16 protein-coding genes and 1 tRNA gene are annotated in these 16,185 nt (G+C 44.9%); 6 read left to right on the plus strand and 11 right to left on the minus strand.

From position 1 onward, the window contains the following. Nucleotide 1: 1 nt before the first annotated feature. Nucleotides 2–526, minus strand: a complete 525-nt coding sequence (locus OGH69_RS16245; protein WP_265175546.1) for a hypothetical protein — start codon at nucleotides 524–526, stop codon at nucleotides 2–4. Nucleotides 527–608: 82 nt separating this feature from the next. Here OGH69_RS16245 and OGH69_RS16250 point away from each other — a divergent pair, with 82 nt between their 5' ends. Then, nucleotides 609–809 carry a helix-turn-helix domain-containing protein gene (locus tag OGH69_RS16250; protein WP_265175547.1) on the plus strand — a complete coding sequence of 67 codons (201 nt, stop codon included), beginning with the start codon at nucleotides 609–611 and terminating at the stop codon, nucleotides 807–809. A gap of 136 nt (nucleotides 810–945) precedes the next feature. Here OGH69_RS16250 and OGH69_RS16255 read toward each other — a convergent pair whose 3' ends face one another. From OGH69_RS16255 to OGH69_RS16285, 7 genes are all read right to left on the minus strand, one after another. Continuing rightward, a complete protein-coding gene (locus OGH69_RS16255) occupies nucleotides 946–2,826 on the minus strand; it encodes a DUF4139 domain-containing protein (RefSeq protein WP_265175548.1) in 1,881 nt (626 codons plus the stop codon). 75 nt (nucleotides 2,827–2,901) lie between these two features. After that, nucleotides 2,902–3,720: a hypothetical protein gene (locus OGH69_RS16260; RefSeq protein ID WP_265175549.1), complete on the minus strand. Its 819-nt coding sequence runs from the start codon at nucleotides 3,718–3,720 to the stop codon at nucleotides 2,902–2,904. Next, complete coding sequence (locus OGH69_RS16265; RefSeq protein WP_265175550.1) at nucleotides 3,717–4,289, minus strand: hypothetical protein; 573 nt, start codon at nucleotides 4,287–4,289, stop codon at nucleotides 3,717–3,719. The genes OGH69_RS16260 and OGH69_RS16265 overlap by 4 nt, the downstream gene beginning before the upstream one ends. Before the next feature lie 91 nt (nucleotides 4,290–4,380). Beyond that, a complete protein-coding gene (locus OGH69_RS16270; RefSeq protein WP_265175551.1) occupies nucleotides 4,381–4,938 on the minus strand; it encodes a hypothetical protein in 558 nt (185 codons plus the stop codon). Between the two features lie 108 nt (nucleotides 4,939–5,046). Next, nucleotides 5,047–5,565, minus strand: coding sequence for a hypothetical protein (locus OGH69_RS16275; RefSeq protein ID WP_265175552.1), 519 nt, complete (start codon nucleotides 5,563–5,565; stop codon nucleotides 5,047–5,049). 63 nt (nucleotides 5,566–5,628) lie between these two features. Continuing rightward, the gene (locus OGH69_RS16280) at nucleotides 5,629–6,351 is read right to left on the minus strand and encodes a DUF72 domain-containing protein (RefSeq protein ID WP_265175553.1); all 723 of its coding nucleotides are present in this window, start codon (nucleotides 6,349–6,351) and stop codon (nucleotides 5,629–5,631) included. After that, the gene (locus tag OGH69_RS16285; RefSeq protein ID WP_265175554.1) at nucleotides 6,348–7,079 is read right to left on the minus strand and encodes a DNA-formamidopyrimidine glycosylase family protein; all 732 of its coding nucleotides are present in this window, start codon (nucleotides 7,077–7,079) and stop codon (nucleotides 6,348–6,350) included. Before OGH69_RS16285 ends, OGH69_RS16280 begins: the two co-directional genes overlap by 4 nt. Before the next feature lie 122 nt (nucleotides 7,080–7,201). Between OGH69_RS16285 and OGH69_RS16290 the strand changes: the two genes are divergently transcribed. The 5 genes from OGH69_RS16290 to OGH69_RS16310 all read left to right on the plus strand — a co-directional run bounded on the left by OGH69_RS16290 (nucleotide 7,202) and on the right by OGH69_RS16310 (nucleotide 14,536). After that, on the plus strand, nucleotides 7,202–7,777 hold the full coding sequence (locus tag OGH69_RS16290) for an ankyrin repeat domain-containing protein (protein WP_265175555.1): 576 nt from the start codon (nucleotides 7,202–7,204) through the stop codon (nucleotides 7,775–7,777). A gap of 82 nt (nucleotides 7,778–7,859) precedes the next feature. Continuing rightward, on the plus strand, nucleotides 7,860–9,569 hold the full coding sequence (locus OGH69_RS16295; RefSeq protein WP_265175556.1) for a T9SS type A sorting domain-containing protein: 1,710 nt from the start codon (nucleotides 7,860–7,862) through the stop codon (nucleotides 9,567–9,569). Nucleotides 9,570–9,578: 9 nt separating this feature from the next. After that, the gene (locus OGH69_RS16300) at nucleotides 9,579–11,897 is read left to right on the plus strand and encodes a BspA family leucine-rich repeat surface protein (RefSeq protein ID WP_265175557.1); all 2,319 of its coding nucleotides are present in this window, start codon (nucleotides 9,579–9,581) and stop codon (nucleotides 11,895–11,897) included. Between the two features lie 93 nt (nucleotides 11,898–11,990). Next, entirely contained in the window at nucleotides 11,991–13,535 is a 1,545-nt protein-coding gene (locus OGH69_RS16305) for a glycosyltransferase family 39 protein (RefSeq protein WP_265175558.1), read from the plus strand. Nucleotides 13,536–13,636: 101 nt separating this feature from the next. Beyond that, a complete protein-coding gene (locus OGH69_RS16310) occupies nucleotides 13,637–14,536 on the plus strand; it encodes a DUF808 domain-containing protein (RefSeq protein WP_265175559.1) in 900 nt (299 codons plus the stop codon). 6 nt (nucleotides 14,537–14,542) lie between these two features. On the opposite strand, the gene OGH69_RS16315 is transcribed toward OGH69_RS16310, so the two are convergent. From OGH69_RS16315 to OGH69_RS16325, 3 genes are all read right to left on the minus strand, one after another. After that, a complete protein-coding gene (locus OGH69_RS16315; RefSeq protein ID WP_265175560.1) occupies nucleotides 14,543–15,136 on the minus strand; it encodes a hypothetical protein in 594 nt (197 codons plus the stop codon). A 175-nt stretch (nucleotides 15,137–15,311) separates the two neighbouring features. Next, a tRNA-Pro gene (locus OGH69_RS16320) sits at nucleotides 15,312–15,385 on the minus strand. Nucleotides 15,386–15,454: 69 nt separating this feature from the next. Then, entirely contained in the window at nucleotides 15,455–16,090 is a 636-nt protein-coding gene (locus OGH69_RS16325; protein WP_265175561.1) for a carbonic anhydrase, read from the minus strand. Between the last annotated feature and the right edge of the window lie 95 nt (nucleotides 16,091–16,185).

Here is a 16,185-nt window from a genome sequence, read left to right on the forward strand (position 1 = left end):
CTTAAGCTATCGGGCAAACGCTGTCAAGGCCCATCCTGATGATTTTGGCAATCAGAGAAATAAGTACTGGTAACAATATGGCTCCTAGTGCGCCACCAAAAAAACCACCGGCTAAGGCAAGCAACACTGCTTTGATAATCTCTTTCCAGTTGATGGTTCCGTCTTCCTCCAGCTCGGAAAGGATTTGGCATAATATTCTGCGGATCTTTTCTTTTATCCTGCTAAATTTGAATAGCCTTATCCCAAATTGAGCTGTTTCCCTTTGTTCGCTAAAAGACAAAGAAAAAGTATTGAAGGCCCCTGCCGAGGATAGTGCAGTAAAGGACTTAAACACAAATTCCTGTTCCTCGGTATCAATGTCCAGTTGGTCAAGATATTGTCCTACTTCGGGATTAAGTACTTCCCTGTCAGCATAGTTCTCAATTTCAAAGTCACTAAGCCTTGATAGTGCATATGCCTCATTTGTGATATAAGTTAGCCATTCTTCGCTAATAGCTGATTCTTCAGCAAATACTGTTGTTGCCATAAATTTGATTTTTAAAGTTTCTCAAACTTACTTGTATTAAAATAGCAGAAGCATAGGCATATGGCTAGTTTATCAGCGGTTTTTGCCTATAGTTTTTAGTGCAGGCCGCGATGATACGGGAAGCCTTCAAAAAGGCCTGACACAGGAAGAAGAGAAGGCAGGTACAACCAAATCCTATATTTCAAAGATTGAAAACAATGTTAAGGAAGCCCGCCTTTCAACATTGCAAGAAATAGTTGAGCAGGGATTAGGAGGGCATTTGGAATTATCTATTAAAATTTGATACCAGCTCAACCCTAACGACATTTCAGGCATTGTGGTGAAAAGCAGTATTTCTTTCTAAAAAGTCCATATATAACAAAAGCCGGTGCAGCAATGCACCGGCTTTTGTTATATATGACCGATTGCGGTATGTCTGCCTACATATTAACCCTCTTATCTTTAGGGTAGCGTATCTCATAAGATAGCTGCTTCTTGATGGCATCTTTTGGTGCCATGTTGATCTTCCAGGTAAGCAGGCCTTTCTTTTCGTCATATTCAGCGCCACCGGTTTTTACCTCTTCCACTTTAATTTCCTTGTTTTGCGAAACCGGAATGCGGTCCATCAGCACCAGGTCGATGTCGGTAGCCTTGTTGTTGCGCACAGTAATCTCATAGTTTTTGGTAACGATGCGCGTACCGCCCAGGAATGATTTGGCTTTGAGGTTATCCACCTGTTTGCGTTCTACGATGACATTCGGGTCAACGCCAAGCGATATTACAAGCTCTTCGGTGGTCTGCAAGGGGTCAAGGAAGGTTTTGCCGGCAAAGCTGCCTTCAAAATATACATTCGCTTCGCCCGGAAGCAGGTCGAATTTCTCCCAATCCTTCACCTTGGCGGTAAGGAATACATTTTCATTGAGCAACGGTGCGGTAAAGTATTCGTAGGCTGCAGTCATGTCAAACTGGTCGATGGTTATGACGGTCACTTCCTGTGTCGAGGCAATGCTGTACGGCTTGGTAATTTTGAACACGGCATTGGTGACGCCCATTTCTTTTATGTCTCCGGTAGCGGTTTGCTGGTCAAGGTCATCCCTGTTTACAATAGTTGAAGAAGCCGAATTAAAATAGCCATCAGCTTTTCTACTTTGTGTTCCATACCCCGTAACCACCACAGCCTCCAGTAACTGTGCATCTTCCTGCATGGTTACATTCATCTGCTGCGCATAGACAGGGAGGGTCTGGCCTCTCATTCCAATGTAAGAATATTCTATATTTTGCCCGGAATTAATATTGATCGAATACCTGCCGTCAATATCAGTTTGGGTCCCGTTATTTGTTCCCTGTTCTATTACATTCACCCCCGGCACCGGCATCCCGGTCTGGTCGTATACAACGCCGGTTACTTTTTTAATAGTAGGGTTGTACTTGTAACCATAGCTCTTTTCGCTGACTACCGGCTGGCGGTATTGCTGTACAAAGTTGAGGTACTGCGGATCAACGGTTGGCTTTATGTTGTTCCCGTTGGGGTCGCCTGTAGATAGCGTTACCTTCACATCGGTCCAGTCCTCACCGGTTTGCTGGAATACGTGTGCTTTATAAAAAATGCTTATCGGTTGCCTGATGCCAGCGGTCTTGATGTCGTAAACAGGGAACCATCCTGCCTGTGAAACGTTGTATTTGGTAACCAGGTTCAACATAAGTGGAGCGGGAGCATCGATCTTTACCAGTATCTCGCCGCGCTGCTCACGGCTTTCAGTCTGCAGCTTGCCCATCTCCTGCGAGAGGTCGTTAATCTCGCGGTTGAGCTGTGCGTTTTTCAGCGATGCGTCATATATTTCGTTTTGTATGGCGGCGTGCCTTTCACGATAGTATTGGGCAAAGGCGTTTACCTGTGATACGGTCAGTCCCTGCTGCTCGCCTTTCAGGGCACGGTTGGAGGTAAGCAGCGTCTGCTCTTCCCTAAGCCCGTTAATGAGGTTCTGCACCACCGAATTTTCCTTGCGCTTTTCGGCCAGTAAAGCTTCCAGTTGCTTTATCCTGCCGGTGTCGGCCTTCTTGTCAACATAATTTACGGCATAGCTGATGCTTAATATGGAGGCATCCTTCAGCCCGCTTACCTGTATACTGTTCTGGTCGATGAGCGGTGAGAGTCCGGTGAGGTACACTTCGGATACGCCCTTCGGCAAGCTGACCGCTGCTTCCGATGTTACCTGGGCACCATTGCGGTACACGGTAACTTCCTTAATGGTCGATTTTGGCTTTATCTCACCTGCAAGCAACAGGCAGGGAAGGACGAGGAATGCAAATAGCTGTTTCATGGTTTTAATGGCCGCTTATTTTGGCCTTACAGCTATAGAGCATTTTTTTAAGGTAAAGGTTGGGAACGAAGCAAGTTATTTTTTGCCTTCCAATTCTACGAGCAGCAACGGCAGTTCGGAGTAGGGGGCAGAGTCCGCGCTTTCCCATTCGCGTTTGTGCGCAATCATGTATTTTATTGCCGTTACGCTTTCGGTTCGGTTAGCCACAAGCAGTGCTTTGGATTTCTTTATTGCGGTATCAAAATCGGTTGGGTCATAATACATCCAAACATTTATGAGCAGTTGCAGGTCGGTTTGGGATAGTTTTTTGCCTTTAAGCTCATCGAGCGCTTTGGCCATTTTTGTCTTATTCTCATTACCGTCGGTCGACTCTCCATCATGCACATAGTTGGAGAATATGGCCCTTATCCGGTCTATAGGGTCGTAGTAGTCTTCCATGCCTTCGCATTCCTCTTCCCAGCATTCCATACAGGGCTGGGCAATGTGCGGGTAGTTCACCTCGTCCCAAAGCGTTACAAAGGCGAAATCCCAATCCCAGCCTTTAGCCTCCCATATGCCCAGTCCTTTTGCCTTATCCGTCCAGGAGAAGGTGAACTGCTGCTTTTCTTTCGAGCCGTCCCACACCCCATCCAGGACTATCTTTTTTGTTCCCGAAGCTTTTTTCACTTCAAACAGGTAATCCTCCTGTTGTCCGTAACAAAGCAGGTACCATTTGCCCTTTTCTTTATAAAGCTTCAGCCTGAGGTTGCCGCCGTCGCAGGTTTGGTACACTGCCGGGCCGTCTTCCATTTCGGTTACTTTTGTCCAGTCAGCAGGGATAGAGGCAAGGTCGGTTGTAATCTGCGCGCTTACTGTTGCCGCAAAGGCTACTAAAAGCAGAAGGGCTTTCTTCATTGGTCACATAGTTTTTTTGGATCTTTAACCGATATCAGCGTTCCAAGGATATCCACCAGCATTTGCCTGGTTTTTTCAGGGTCATCGCCTTCAAAATCAGCAGAGGCCAGCCCGAATATCATATCGCCCTCAATAACGTTGATGTAGTGTTGCATGGTTACCTGGTCGTTGTGGCCATCAGGCATCTGATACGACCACAATATGGCTTTTTTGCCGTTTGAGAGGGTAACCGCCTCGCTCCTTATCTCCATTGTGACCATGAGCCGAGATATGATATAGCTTGACTCCCCCCTAACAAACGATACAAGCACCTTCAGGTCGTCTTCACTTTTTGCATTTTCAACATGAGCTTTTTTATCAGCTACCAGGAACTGAAGGTTTTTTCCGTCAACGGTTATCAGTCTTTCGTGGTTGGCTTTTTCAGCGTTGCCGGCCAGTTGGAGGGTATAGTTTTTTCCGAGGGCAGGAATTGACCAAAATGTTTTACCCCGGCTGCATTTTACAAGCTCCTGGCCCTGCATTCCGATTGCGGAAACGAAGACAAAAAAGAAAAATATTTTTTTTCGCATAAGGTTGGATTTGAAAATTTTTAAAGTATTTGGAAAGGGTATAAAAAATCTCCTTTCAACGGTTATAAAATCCTCTTTTATGGACCATAAATTACTTGCCGCATAACCCTTTTGTATCCTTAATTGACCTCAAAGTCGCAATGGTTTCGAGTAAAAAGGACTCAATTTTGGTGCGGTCCTGTCCCACAAACTTTGGTGCCGAAAGCCACACTATGGCACCATTGAGGATGATGGTTACATGCACCTGCTGCTCGGTGGCCTCATCAGCGCCAAACCAGTCGTGGTGCCACAGCAGGCAGTTTTTCCCGGAGGGCAGCTTTTTAAGTTCATATTCAGGCTTCATCTTTTCGCCCAGGAACTTTTCCTCCCCCTGTATGAAACGGGTCAGCACCGCTGCATCACTGCCGCCGCCGCCTTTTTTTAGGTATTCCGATTTGTTGAGGATGTTATAGTGCAGGCCTGTCTCCTCTATATTAAGCAGTTGCGGAATATTGGCTTGTGCTACATCCCCGCGAAGGTGTAGGACAAACATTTTCCCTTTGCCTTTCAATATCCAATAGGAACTGCCGTCATCGCACTTGATAAGGTTTTGTGCTGACGCTGTAATGATAAGCAAAATAACGCAAAACAGCGTATAAAGGCGTTTCATGCGGTTGGTCATTAAGTTCCTCAAATATAGTAAACTTATGCGAGGTGCGTTTATTGTACAAAGAAAAAGCCCCTGTGTAAACAGAGGCTTTATCATGCTTTTTCCCAGTTACTCTATTGTCGGGTTAACAACCTTGAATTTACCTTTAAACTCGCCGTTTATCATTCGGTTATTTGACGGGTTAAAAACATCGCGGGCTTCAACGTCTTCAAATATAAGCTTGTAATAACCATCGGTCATTTCGGTTACGTGTACCGTTCCGCCGGCAATGCCATAGGACATCTCGCCCTCTACATAAATTCCATTAGCAAAAAGGTTGGTCGCTGTTTCACCAATGTGAAAAATATACGAACCGCCTTCGTTAGTGCGTCCTTCTTTAAGGTCCAGATTGATGTAAATGCCCTGGGTTATTATGTTGCCGTTAGTTTTTATGAGGTTGAGGTGCCTCACATCCTGTACCCCGTCGGTGCCTTCCATAAAATAGGTGAGCAAGCCGGTGCGCGAAGGCTTAAAGCTCACATCATCTACAGTGATTTCAGAAGTCATAATGGTTGAAGGGGATTCATTGTCCTCACAACCCGTCAGTGTAAAGGCTAAAGCCGTTACGAATAAAAATAGTTTTTTCATAGCGTTGGTTTTTATTACAGCAAATATAATAATTGATCCTTAGAGTGTTCATTAAACTTCGCCTTAATGCATTTCCTTAAAGTAAATTGCATTTTCAATAGCCGCTTCACTTGCGGTATTATTAAAATATACGAATGCTTCATGAAAATTATGGGCTAAAAGTTTTTTGTGAAGATCCTGCAGGTCCCCTTCACTGTATTTTGAGTAAAACAGTTTTGGATTGCCATGCATCCTTACGTAACCGGTTGATGTTGTTGCTATAATATCAGTGGGCAATTTCGGATAGTTGACACTGCAAAAGGTTATGCCGGCATTGGCTAATGCTTCCGCCACATCCTGTCTCCACCAACTTTCATGGCGGAATTCTACTACGTTTTTAAATGAAAAGTCAAGCGATTCAATGATAAGCGCCAGCCGTTCCTCACTGTAGCTGAAAGATGGTGGCAGCTGAAACAGCACACAGGCAAGCTTTTCTGCAAGGCCTTCACTTAACGTTCCATACAAGTCGGCAATCTCCTGCGTGCAGTTACTGAATTTTTTGTAATGGGTAATGCCTTTGAAGGCTTTCGCCGAAAACAGGAATTCCCCGGGTGTTTTATTGTACCAGTTCTGTAGTGTTTTTACAGTTGGGAACTTATAAAAAGTGCTGTTCAGCTCATAGGTACTGAAATGTTCGCAATAGTATTGGAACCACTTACTCTTTGGGATATCCTCCGGGTAAAAAAGCCCTTTCCACGAAGCGGTATTATAGCTTGAGCATCCAGTGATTATGTTTTCGGGTTTCATATATAAAGTTTCTGGCAGTTTTCGCAAAAAAAGCTCCGACGCCTTGTTGTGCCGGTATATTCCTTAGTTACAGGAAGGTCGCAGCGTTTACATTTGTGTTTTGTATATACCTCCCAATGTTTTTTAAGAGTGCCTTCCTTTTTCCATTTAAGAAAATCAAAACTGTAGTCCCTTGCAGCGTCAATTAGTTCAGAAAGCTTTTTTGCCGGTATCTTTCCAACTTTTGATTTTGGATGGATACGAGCACGGTAAAGCGCTTCGTTCTTTATGATATTGCCAACACCAGCAAATATATTTTGGTCAAGTAGCGCGTCGCATATAAGTTTTTCCGGAATGTCTTTTAATTTCGATTTAGCTTTTCCGGAATCCCATTTATCATTCATTATATCTGCGCTCCAGTCATAATGCTCGTCAATGTCTCCCTCCAACAACTTTACATTTACAGTGTAAAAATTGAGTTCGCCGCTTTTAAATACTAAACCCAGCCTGAGTTTTGTAGCTTTTCTCTTGTTGATAAGATAGGTGCCAAACATCATAAGGTGGATGCGGATGGTAAACCCGCTAAAGCAAAGCAGCAGGTGTTTGCCCCATGTTCGTACGCCTAAGAGTTTTTTGTGCTCCAGCCGCGACAAATCTATTTTTGCATTGCCGGTTGCCGAGATGACCACATGGTTCTCAAAAATTTCCGTTTCTTCTTTGGCGATTATGATGCTGGGTCCTTCGGGCATGGCTTTAGTTTTTATTTAAAGTTACAAAGGATTGTTTTTTTAAGGAATTCGTTTGCAGAAGATTTAACAGCACAGTTGCCCTTTTTGCCGAAAATCCTATCTTTGTTTTGAAATCGATACCCATGAAAAAAATAAGCGAAAAGAAAAAGCAGCAAACGTTGGAACTGCTTCAAAGCCGTGGCCTGCTACCGGTGGATAATAACATTTTGTTCAAATACATGAAGGAAAAGGATGTGTTTGAAGCGCTGCTGGTACACGGTGCCGACCCTGATTATTACGATTCCTATTTTAAATACCCAATGCTGTCGGTGGCACATAATTCGGGATATTTCCCGGCCTTTAAGCTGATGCTCGAATATGGCGCGACGCCCAATGTGCCTTCTATGATGCGTGCTGAAAGGACCGACCTGCTGTTTGACCTCTTCTTTTCGTATGTGCGCAATAAAAAGTATGTGGATGCCCTTGCGAAAAACGGGGTGAACTTCAACGTTATTGACCCCCATTCAGGTGAAACTTTACTGGAATTCATGCTGCGGTATTCTCCCATTGCTACAGACGCCATAATAACTATGCTGGAAGGCGGTGCCGACCCCAATTTTCCGAACCGTGACGGTAAAACCATATTTGACCTTATTGCCAGCGGTGAGATAAAAGTAATTGATCGCCTTCTACCTCTGCTGGAAGAGCACAGAAAATAGCTGGAAACAAAAACATAACATTGTTCCGGTAGGGTATTTAATGGTTGGGTGGTTATTAGCATAAGACCATTAAAACCTACCGATGTACAATTTTTCCAAACCAATGCAGGCAGTAGCGCTGTTTGCAGCACTATTTGTCTTTACAGCTGCCTACAGCCAAAAAGAACTATTGGGCTACAGGGGTATACCCGACAATTATGAAATGGTGGGCGTACCAGTCGAGGGCACTTCTGCCGATGTTGAGGTGTACCACACATTTGACCCTACCGGAATTTTGGGGAGGTATCCAAAAGGCAGGATGTTACAGGCATCCAACGGCAAACTGTACGGCATAGCCACATCGCAGGGCGGGCAGGACATTCCGTGGGGAGTGTTGTTTGAATACGACCCTGTTACCGAAGAATACCGGGTGCTCAACAATACCATAATTAACGGTAACGGCGGTGGCAATCTGTTTGGCCTGACCGAGGCTGTTCCGGGCTGGATTTATGGCACTACCAATGGTGGCAGGTCGATATTCAAATACAGCATCGATACAGAGGAGGCAAGCATTGTGGCAACAATCCCGCAGTTTCCTTACCAGCTCAGTACCCTGCAACCCACGTTCAATGGCGAGCTGATGAAAGCTTCGGACGGCCATGTGTACATCACTACTTCCATGGCACCATCACCGCAAAACGTGCCTTATCCGGGCGGTATTTACCGGCTTAACCTTAACACGCAGCAGCTTACCAAAGTATTCGTGTTTGGGTGGAATGGGTCAGATGTTCAAAGTCCTATAGAGGGTACTAAATTGATTGAGGCTTCACCGGGCAAGCTATACGGCACCTCATCAGGTGGTGCGCACGTAGGGCCACAGGGTGTAGCCCCGGGTGGCAGTGGTACCATTTTCGAGTACACGATCGCTACCGCCACAATGGTAAAGAAATTCGATTTTGATTACGCTACCATCGGGCGTGGACCAAGTCCGCTAATTTTGGATGGGGGAAAGTTATACGGCACACTGGCTGGTTTTCATGATGACAGCACCAATTATCCCAACCGCAGGGGGTCGATATTTACGTATGATATTGCGACAGAAACTTTTGCGCTCCTACACAATTTTGCCGAAGGCGGGGTGGTTAGGCTTCCCCAGCATATGCTCGTGAAAGCTACAAATGGCAAGATTTACGGTCCCTGTCAAACCGGGCATTTTGAGTACGACCCCGCCACACAGGGTGTTGCTTTAAAGGTAACAGGAGGCACTTCAAACAATTACCAGCCTCTTATAGAGGTATGCCGCAAGCCATCTTACCAATTATTCGAAACGACATCGTTCCTTATTTGCGAAGGCGATCCATTTACCTTTGATACCCAAAACATCAATGCTACAAGCTATGTGTGGCGTAAAGGCTCTGCGGTACAAGCTTCACAGACTACGGCGGTACTCTACATAGCCAATACTACAGTTGCTGACTCGGGCATCTATACCTGCACCATGACCAACGAATGCGGTACTACCATAACGGTACCAATACAGCTTACCGTAGAGGCCTGCATGGGCGCGGATGACTTTACCGGCCTGCGCCCGATAAAGCTATATCCTAATCCTGCAAGTTCTGTAGTAAACATCCAGTTGCCGGATAATGCTTCTTTTTTAATACAAAAGGTTTTGGTGGTAAACATGTTGGGACAAACGGTTTATGGAGGTAATAGCACTACCATAGATGTAAGCGCCTTTGCATCTGGAGTATATCAAATCCAGCTTGCTACAGATAAAGGCAATTGGAACGGGAAGTTCATTAAACAATAATCGATCCTTATGAAAATAAAATTCCTTTTCGCATTACTCATACTATCCTTTTCGGCATTCGGCCAGTTCATTACCGAATGGAATACCACGGCATCAACAAGCATTACCGTGCCTACCACGGGAAGTGGTTACAACTATACCGCTACTATAGCATTGGCTGCCAGCCCCAACACTATAATCACCACACTGAATAATGTAACAGGCAATGCTGTTTTCAACAACCTTGAATACAATACCGACTATGTGGTGAAAATCACAGGTAGTTTCCCCAGAATATATATTAACTATGGCAGCGAGCGCTTTAAGCTGAGAAAGGTAACACAATGGGGCAACAGTGCTTGGACCAACTTAAAAGGAGCTTTTTACGGCTGCATGTACCTTGACATAACGGCTGCTGATGTGCCTAATTTTTCGGGAGTGACGAGCATGGCACAAATGTTTCAGTTTTGCCTGGCGCTAAATGGCCCTGCCAACATCGGGAGTTGGGATACTTCCAATGTTACTGACATGAGCAACCTTTTTAACGGCAATACCGTATTTAATCAAAATATCAGTGGCTGGAATACAGGATCTGTGACCGACATGATGAATATGTTTGCCAGTGCTTCGGCATTCAACCAGCCCATTGGCAATTGGGATGTATCATCGGTTACCAATATGAACTATATGTTTGGTTCGGCCACATCCTTCAACCGGGACCTTACCAATTGGGATACATCATCGGTTACCAATATGTTCGGGATGTTTCAGGGTGCTACATCTTTCAATGGAGACCTGAGTGGCTGGGATACCTCCAATGTTACCGAAATGCAATCGATGTTTCAGGGAGCATCATCTTTCAACAAAAACATAGGGGGCTGGGAAACGGGCAATGTAACTTCAATGATGTCTATGTTCCGCGATGCTGTGGCATTCAATCAACCAATCGGTAGCTGGAACCTCTCGTCGGTCACTAACATCAGTGGCATGTTTATGAATGCCGATGCCTTCAATCAGCCTATTGGAGATTGGGATGTAAGTAATGCAGAGACTGCGGGCGGGATGTTTGAAGATGCTGCTTCCTTCAATCAGGATATTAGTAATTGGAATGTTTCATCGATATGGAACATGATGGGGATGTTCCAGAGGGCAACAGCTTTCAATCAGGATATCAGCGGGTGGGATGTTTCGGCGGCATTGTATATGGAAGCCATGTTTAAAGACGCCACTTCCTTCAACCAAAGCCTGGCAGAATGGGCCTATAACCTGAATCCGGCCGTATCTATGAATAGTTTCTTTGGTGGCATATTCGATAACTGCGGCATGAGCGTAGCCAATTATGATGAAACACTTACAGGCTTTAGCGAGAATGGCCCCGATGGTATCGTAATGGGCGCCCTGGGCATGTATTACTGCAATGAGGGCGCGGCGGCACGGGCCAATCTTGTGTTGCCTGTTGCAAGCGGTGGCAAAGGCTGGACCATAACCGGCGATACCAACCTGGCGGCTTCGACACCAATCCTTGCCCCATCCAACAGCAATATTACGCTTATATCCACCGAATGCAATTATAATTGGGCCAATCCGGCTGACCGCGCACGAAAGATGCTGACGGTTACCGATAACGGGAATGCCTTTTCTCCCCAATCCGTAGTCATCAATAATAATGGCATAGGCGCACTGCCGACGGGAATAACATCGGTTAATAATTATTACCAAAAAAGCAGTGGAGCTAACAGCATACGTGTGGGCAACCGCATGGTATCGATAAGCGATACGGAAAACTATGTTGAGAATGAAGGCCTGACGGTAAGGGTGTTTTATTCGGCGGCAGAATATACCAATATCCTTCTAACGCCTCCGCCTGTCGGTGAAATTGTAGATGCGGGCTGGTTCCTTTCGCAAAATAACACAGCTATGGGAGTAGTGGCTTCGATGTCGACAAATACTTATATGCTTCCCGGCGCAGAGAAAATTATACCTGTAAATTCCGGCACCGAGAATGGCTATGCTTTTGTAGAATTCAAAATAACAAAGCCAGGAACGATTGGGCTGTATGCTAAAACTACTGAAGGGGAGCTTTCAGAAGTATTGGGCGTAGATAGCTTTGAAAAAGGCAATGTATTGCTTTATCCCAACCCGGTAAAAGACATTCTCAATATCGCATTCGCGGAAGCGGGAGAAATTGAAGTGCAATATGTTTCGATAACCAATATGCTGGGGCAAACGGTTTACAGCCATTCGGGAAATATTGCTGCCGTAGCGGTTTGGGCCCTAAGCAATGGCATTTATCATATCAGCATTGCAACAGATAAGGGTGTGTATGCGGCAAAATTTATAAAGGAATAATGCGCATTTTTTTGTCTGTGGTTTAAAGCATTGAAAGTATTTCCCTTTATTTGTAATGCAACCGGACGGTTTTACCGTCTTAAAAACATGGACATGGAAACATTGCAAAGCAAACCTGCCAGTAACACGGCCTGGATACTTTTGGCATTTATTGCAGCGAAGTTCATATTGCAGTTTACTCTCATCAACCCGGACTATGATCTTCACCGCGACGAATACCTCCACCTGGACCAGGGCGACCATTTGGCATGGGGCTACCTGTCCGTACCACCGCTCACATCGTGGCTTTCCTGGTTCATAAAGCTGCTGGGCAGTTCGGTATTTGCAGTAAAGTTCTTTCCGGCATTGTTCGGGGCGCTCACCCTGCTCGTCGTCTGGAAAACCATTGAGGAACTGAGGGGCAGCCTTTACACGCTGGTGCTTGGCGCGGTTTGCGTGCTGCTTTCGGTGCTGGTGCGCATCAATTTCCTCTACCAGCCCAACTCGGCCGACATACTCTGCTGGACGGCCATCTATTATTTCCTCATCAAATACATTAATACGCAACGCCCAAAATGGTTGCTGTGGGGCGGTGTGGTGTTTGCGCTGGGTTTCCTAAACAAGTACAATGTCGCGTTCCTGGCACTGGGGCTCCTTCCGGCACTGCTCATCACAAGTCAGCGTAAAATGCTCGCCAAAAAAGATATTTATCTTGCCGCCGTTCTTGCTTTTATCCTCATATTGCCCAACCTCATCTGGCAGTATGCCAATAACTTCCCTGTAATACACCACATGAAGGAACTCACCGACACACAGCTTGTGCATGTAAGCCGTTGGCTGTTCCTTAAAGAGCAGCTTATCTTCTTTTTCAGCGCACTGCCTGTAATTTTGGCAGCGTTGTATGCATTGTTATCCTACAAGCCATTTGCTCAATACAGGGTATTCTTTTGGATATTTGCATTTACACTGGGTGCATTTCTTTTTTTCAGGGCGAAAGGGTATTATGCGATTGGGCTGTATCCTGTTTACATCGCTTTTGGGTCAGTTTTTTTGGGTAATGTGCTGAATGTGGGCTTTAAAAAATACCTGAAGCCGGTTTTTGTGCTAGTACCCGTGGCATTTTATGTAATGGCTTTTAACATAGGTTTTTCGATAGAAAGTCCGCAGGAAATAATCAACCACAAGGATACTTATATGAAAATAGGTCTGCTCCGGTGGGAAGACGGCAAGAACCACGAGCTTCCGCAGGACATGGCCGACATGCTGGGCTGGAAAGAACTTGCCGCGAAAGTTGACGCTGCTATAAGCCAGCTGCCGCAAGGGCATACGCTTGTGCTGTGCGACAATTACGGGCAGGCCGGGGCCATCAATTATTACAGCGCCGATAAAAACATCGGTGCCGTATCATTCAATGCCGATTATATCAACTGGTTTGAACTGGACAAACCGGTATATAATGTCATCCGCGTAAAAGAGCTGCAAAACGAAAAGGACGAACTTGAGAAGACGGGCCCGTTTTTCGAAAAAGGGTTTGTATCCGATTCTGTTGCCAATCCGCTGGCAAGGGAATACGGTACTACCATTTTTGCATTTAGCAGGCCAAAGTTCGATATCAATGACCGACTAAAAGCTGAAATTGTAGAAGAAAAGTGGGACTAAAGCCAATCAATCGCTATTGCAGCATAAAATAGTATTAAACTGCCTGAAAAACTTTTACGTTTACAAGCATTCTCACTACTTTTACGCTTCAATATACAATTATGGCATCAGGTTTTTTTGCAATTTTAGACGACATTGCCGCGTTGATGGACGACGTGGCCGTAACCAGTAAAATTGCTACACGTAAAACGGCAGGCATCCTTGGGGATGACCTTGCGGTTAATGCAGAAAAGGCGACAGGATTTTTGGCATCGCGTGAATTGCCCGTGCTTTGGAAGATAACAAAGGGGTCATTTCTTAATAAGGTTATGATACTGCCGGTTGTTTTCCTGCTTAACTATTACCTGCCAGTAGCGATTACCTATATACTTATTGCCGGCGGTTTTTACCTGGCCTACGAAGGTGTCGAAAAGATTGTCGAATACCTGTTCCATCGTAAGCACCATAATAAAGGCGAAGTAGCTAAAATAGTTGCGGAATCGCAGGAGGTGCAACAGGAATCAGCTGATGTGGAAAAAGAAAAAGTACGCTCGGCTGTCATTACTGATTTTATTCTTTCGGTAGAAATTGTCATCATTGCGCTTTCAACTGTCTTGGAAAAGAACCTTACCACCCAAATCATCACTGTTTCGGTAGTGGCACTATTGGCAACCGTAGGTGTTTACGGACTTGTGGCGCTTATTGTACGCATGGACGATGCCGGTTTCAACCTGATAAAACGCAGTAATAATAAAGGCTTTTTGGGCGGATTGGGGAATCTGTTGGTAAAGCTGCTTCCCATTGTAATCAAATGCCTTGCCGTGATAGGTACGATAGCTTTACTGCTTGTATCGGGCGGATTGTTCGCGCACAATATTCATTTCTTTCATGAGCTGCTGCCCAATATTCCTGTGATGCTGAAAGAATTTGTCATAGGTCTTGCGGCAGGTGTTGTTGCGGTATTGGTGGTAATGGCAGGTAAAAAGGTTGTAGGGATGTTTAAAGGCAAACCTAAGGTCTGATATATATTACCAGTTATCCTCAAAAGCCTTCACGTCCTGTAGCTTAGGCAGCGGCCGGATGAGCTTTTTGGTTTTTTCGTTTCTTACTATTTTTCCCGTTTCATAATTTTCTTCCTTGAGGAACCTGTCGCCCGTAGATAAATTAAAATCCTCTGAGTAAATTCTGCCCACACCATCGCTGCTGCCGTTGGTATAGCCAATAAGCTCAAAATTGCCATTTTGGTAACGGAATTTATACTCAAAATACCCACGTAGCAAGGAGTTGTTTACAATCAGGATGCCTTTTTTAATCTCAATGCCTTCAAAACCATTTCCGTATCTGTAGCCATCCCTGCCATCGGGATATTGCGGTTCAATCAACTGGTCAGACGATACTACAAGTTTGTGGTTCCCATCTTCAATCCCAAAAAAAACTGCTATCCTGTACGGTGCATTTTCGTGAAGGGTATCCTGCATTACGGTAACCAGGTCCTCGATGCCGTCTTTGTTAAGGTCGCCCGTGGCGTTGCTTACAGGAGCATCAAAATTTTGGGCAACACCGGCACAGTACCATAAGCAAGACACCAAAAGGGTAAATATTGTTTTAAAATTTATTGACATTTAATTTGTTGCTTTTTGTAAAACTACTAAAAAGAATTGTACGGACTTATAGTTCAATAGGTAAAAGTCTGCCATGTAGCAGATGCGTTAGTTTAATGCCAATTCTTTCGAATGTGGCGATAAGGTGCACTTATTTTCAAAAAAAAAAGCTGAACATTTTGTTCAGCTTCTACGGTCGGGATGACTGGATTCGAACCAGCGACCCCTAGCACCCCATGCTAGTACGCTACCAGGCTGCGCTACATCCCGATTGCCTTTGTAAGAAAGGTGTGCAAATATATTGGTTTTGACGAACAAATAAAATCGTTGTTGTCAAAATTATTCTGCCACCCCAATCCTGTAAATATCAGCAATGTTCTTCATGATTTCCCTGAAGTCGATAGACAGGTCGATGAGTGACCCGCTGTGGATGTCGAAAATCCACCCATGAACGGTGAGTCCACGTTCGGATATGGCTTTTTGCACTTCGGCTGTCTTGATCACGTTAATGCATTGCTCCTGTACATTGAGCTCTACCAGGCGTTCATATTTACGCTTTTCGTCTTCAATGGCATTTATTTCCTTGCGGTGCAGACGGTACACATCGCGAATGTTGCGCAGCCACGGGTTAAGTATCCCCAAATCCTGGTTTTGCATGGCGGCAAGTATACCCCCGCAGCCATAGTGCCCGCATACCACTACGTGATCCACTTTTAGTACACCAACAGCATAGTTGATGACCGACATGACATTTAGGTCAGTATTCGGTACAAGGTTGGCAATGTTACGGTGTACGAATGCTTCGCCAGGCTGTACACCCATTAGTTCCTCAGCAGTTACGCGGCTATCGGAACATCCTATATACAATATGGCCGGCGATTGCCCTTTTGAAAGGTTTGAAAAATATTTTTCGTTGGTTTCCAGCTGACGGGCAACCCAGGCTTTATTGTTTTCAAAAACTTTTTTGATGTCCATAATATGATTGTTTTATCCAAAATTAATACTATTTAAAGTTACTGTCAAATGGATGCTATAAATACAGTTTGCCGAAGTCTTAAACTGCTGTAACA

Origin of the sequence: Flavobacterium sp. MFBS3-15, from assembly GCF_026107645.2 — a bacterium.
Lineage (GTDB): Bacteria > Bacteroidota > Bacteroidia > Flavobacteriales > Flavobacteriaceae > Flavobacterium.

What these genes read in the sequence shown, in the direction of transcription:
- OGH69_RS16255 (WP_265175548.1), bottom strand. Translation starts at nt 2,826, where the DNA reads ATGAAACAGCTATTTGCATTCCTCGTCCTTCCCTGCCTGTTGCTTGCA.
- OGH69_RS16315 (WP_265175560.1), bottom strand. Translation starts at nt 15,136, where the DNA reads ATGTCAATAAATTTTAAAACAATATTTACCCTTTTGGTGTCTTGCTTA.
- OGH69_RS16260 (WP_265175549.1), bottom strand. Translation starts at nt 3,720, where the DNA reads ATGAAGAAAGCCCTTCTGCTTTTAGTAGCCTTTGCGGCAACAGTAAGC.
- OGH69_RS16270 (WP_265175551.1), bottom strand. Translation starts at nt 4,938, where the DNA reads ATGAAACGCCTTTATACGCTGTTTTGCGTTATTTTGCTTATCATTACA.
- OGH69_RS16285 (WP_265175554.1), bottom strand. Translation starts at nt 7,079, where the DNA reads ATGCCCGAAGGACCCAGCATCATAATCGCCAAAGAAGAAACGGAAATT.
- OGH69_RS16245 (WP_265175546.1), bottom strand. Translation starts at nt 526, where the DNA reads ATGGCAACAACAGTATTTGCTGAAGAATCAGCTATTAGCGAAGAATGG.
- OGH69_RS16325 (WP_265175561.1), bottom strand. Translation starts at nt 16,090, where the DNA reads ATGGACATCAAAAAAGTTTTTGAAAACAATAAAGCCTGGGTTGCCCGT.
- OGH69_RS16310 (WP_265175559.1), top strand. Translation starts at nt 13,637, where the DNA reads ATGGCATCAGGTTTTTTTGCAATTTTAGACGACATTGCCGCGTTGATG.
- OGH69_RS16280 (WP_265175553.1), bottom strand. Translation starts at nt 6,351, where the DNA reads ATGAAACCCGAAAACATAATCACTGGATGCTCAAGCTATAATACCGCT.
- OGH69_RS16265 (WP_265175550.1), bottom strand. Translation starts at nt 4,289, where the DNA reads ATGCGAAAAAAAATATTTTTCTTTTTTGTCTTCGTTTCCGCAATCGGA.
- OGH69_RS16295 (WP_265175556.1), top strand. Translation starts at nt 7,860, where the DNA reads ATGTACAATTTTTCCAAACCAATGCAGGCAGTAGCGCTGTTTGCAGCA.
- OGH69_RS16290 (WP_265175555.1), top strand. Translation starts at nt 7,202, where the DNA reads ATGAAAAAAATAAGCGAAAAGAAAAAGCAGCAAACGTTGGAACTGCTT.
- OGH69_RS16275 (WP_265175552.1), bottom strand. Translation starts at nt 5,565, where the DNA reads ATGAAAAAACTATTTTTATTCGTAACGGCTTTAGCCTTTACACTGACG.
- OGH69_RS16305 (WP_265175558.1), top strand. Translation starts at nt 11,991, where the DNA reads ATGGAAACATTGCAAAGCAAACCTGCCAGTAACACGGCCTGGATACTT.
- OGH69_RS16300 (WP_265175557.1), top strand. Translation starts at nt 9,579, where the DNA reads ATGAAAATAAAATTCCTTTTCGCATTACTCATACTATCCTTTTCGGCA.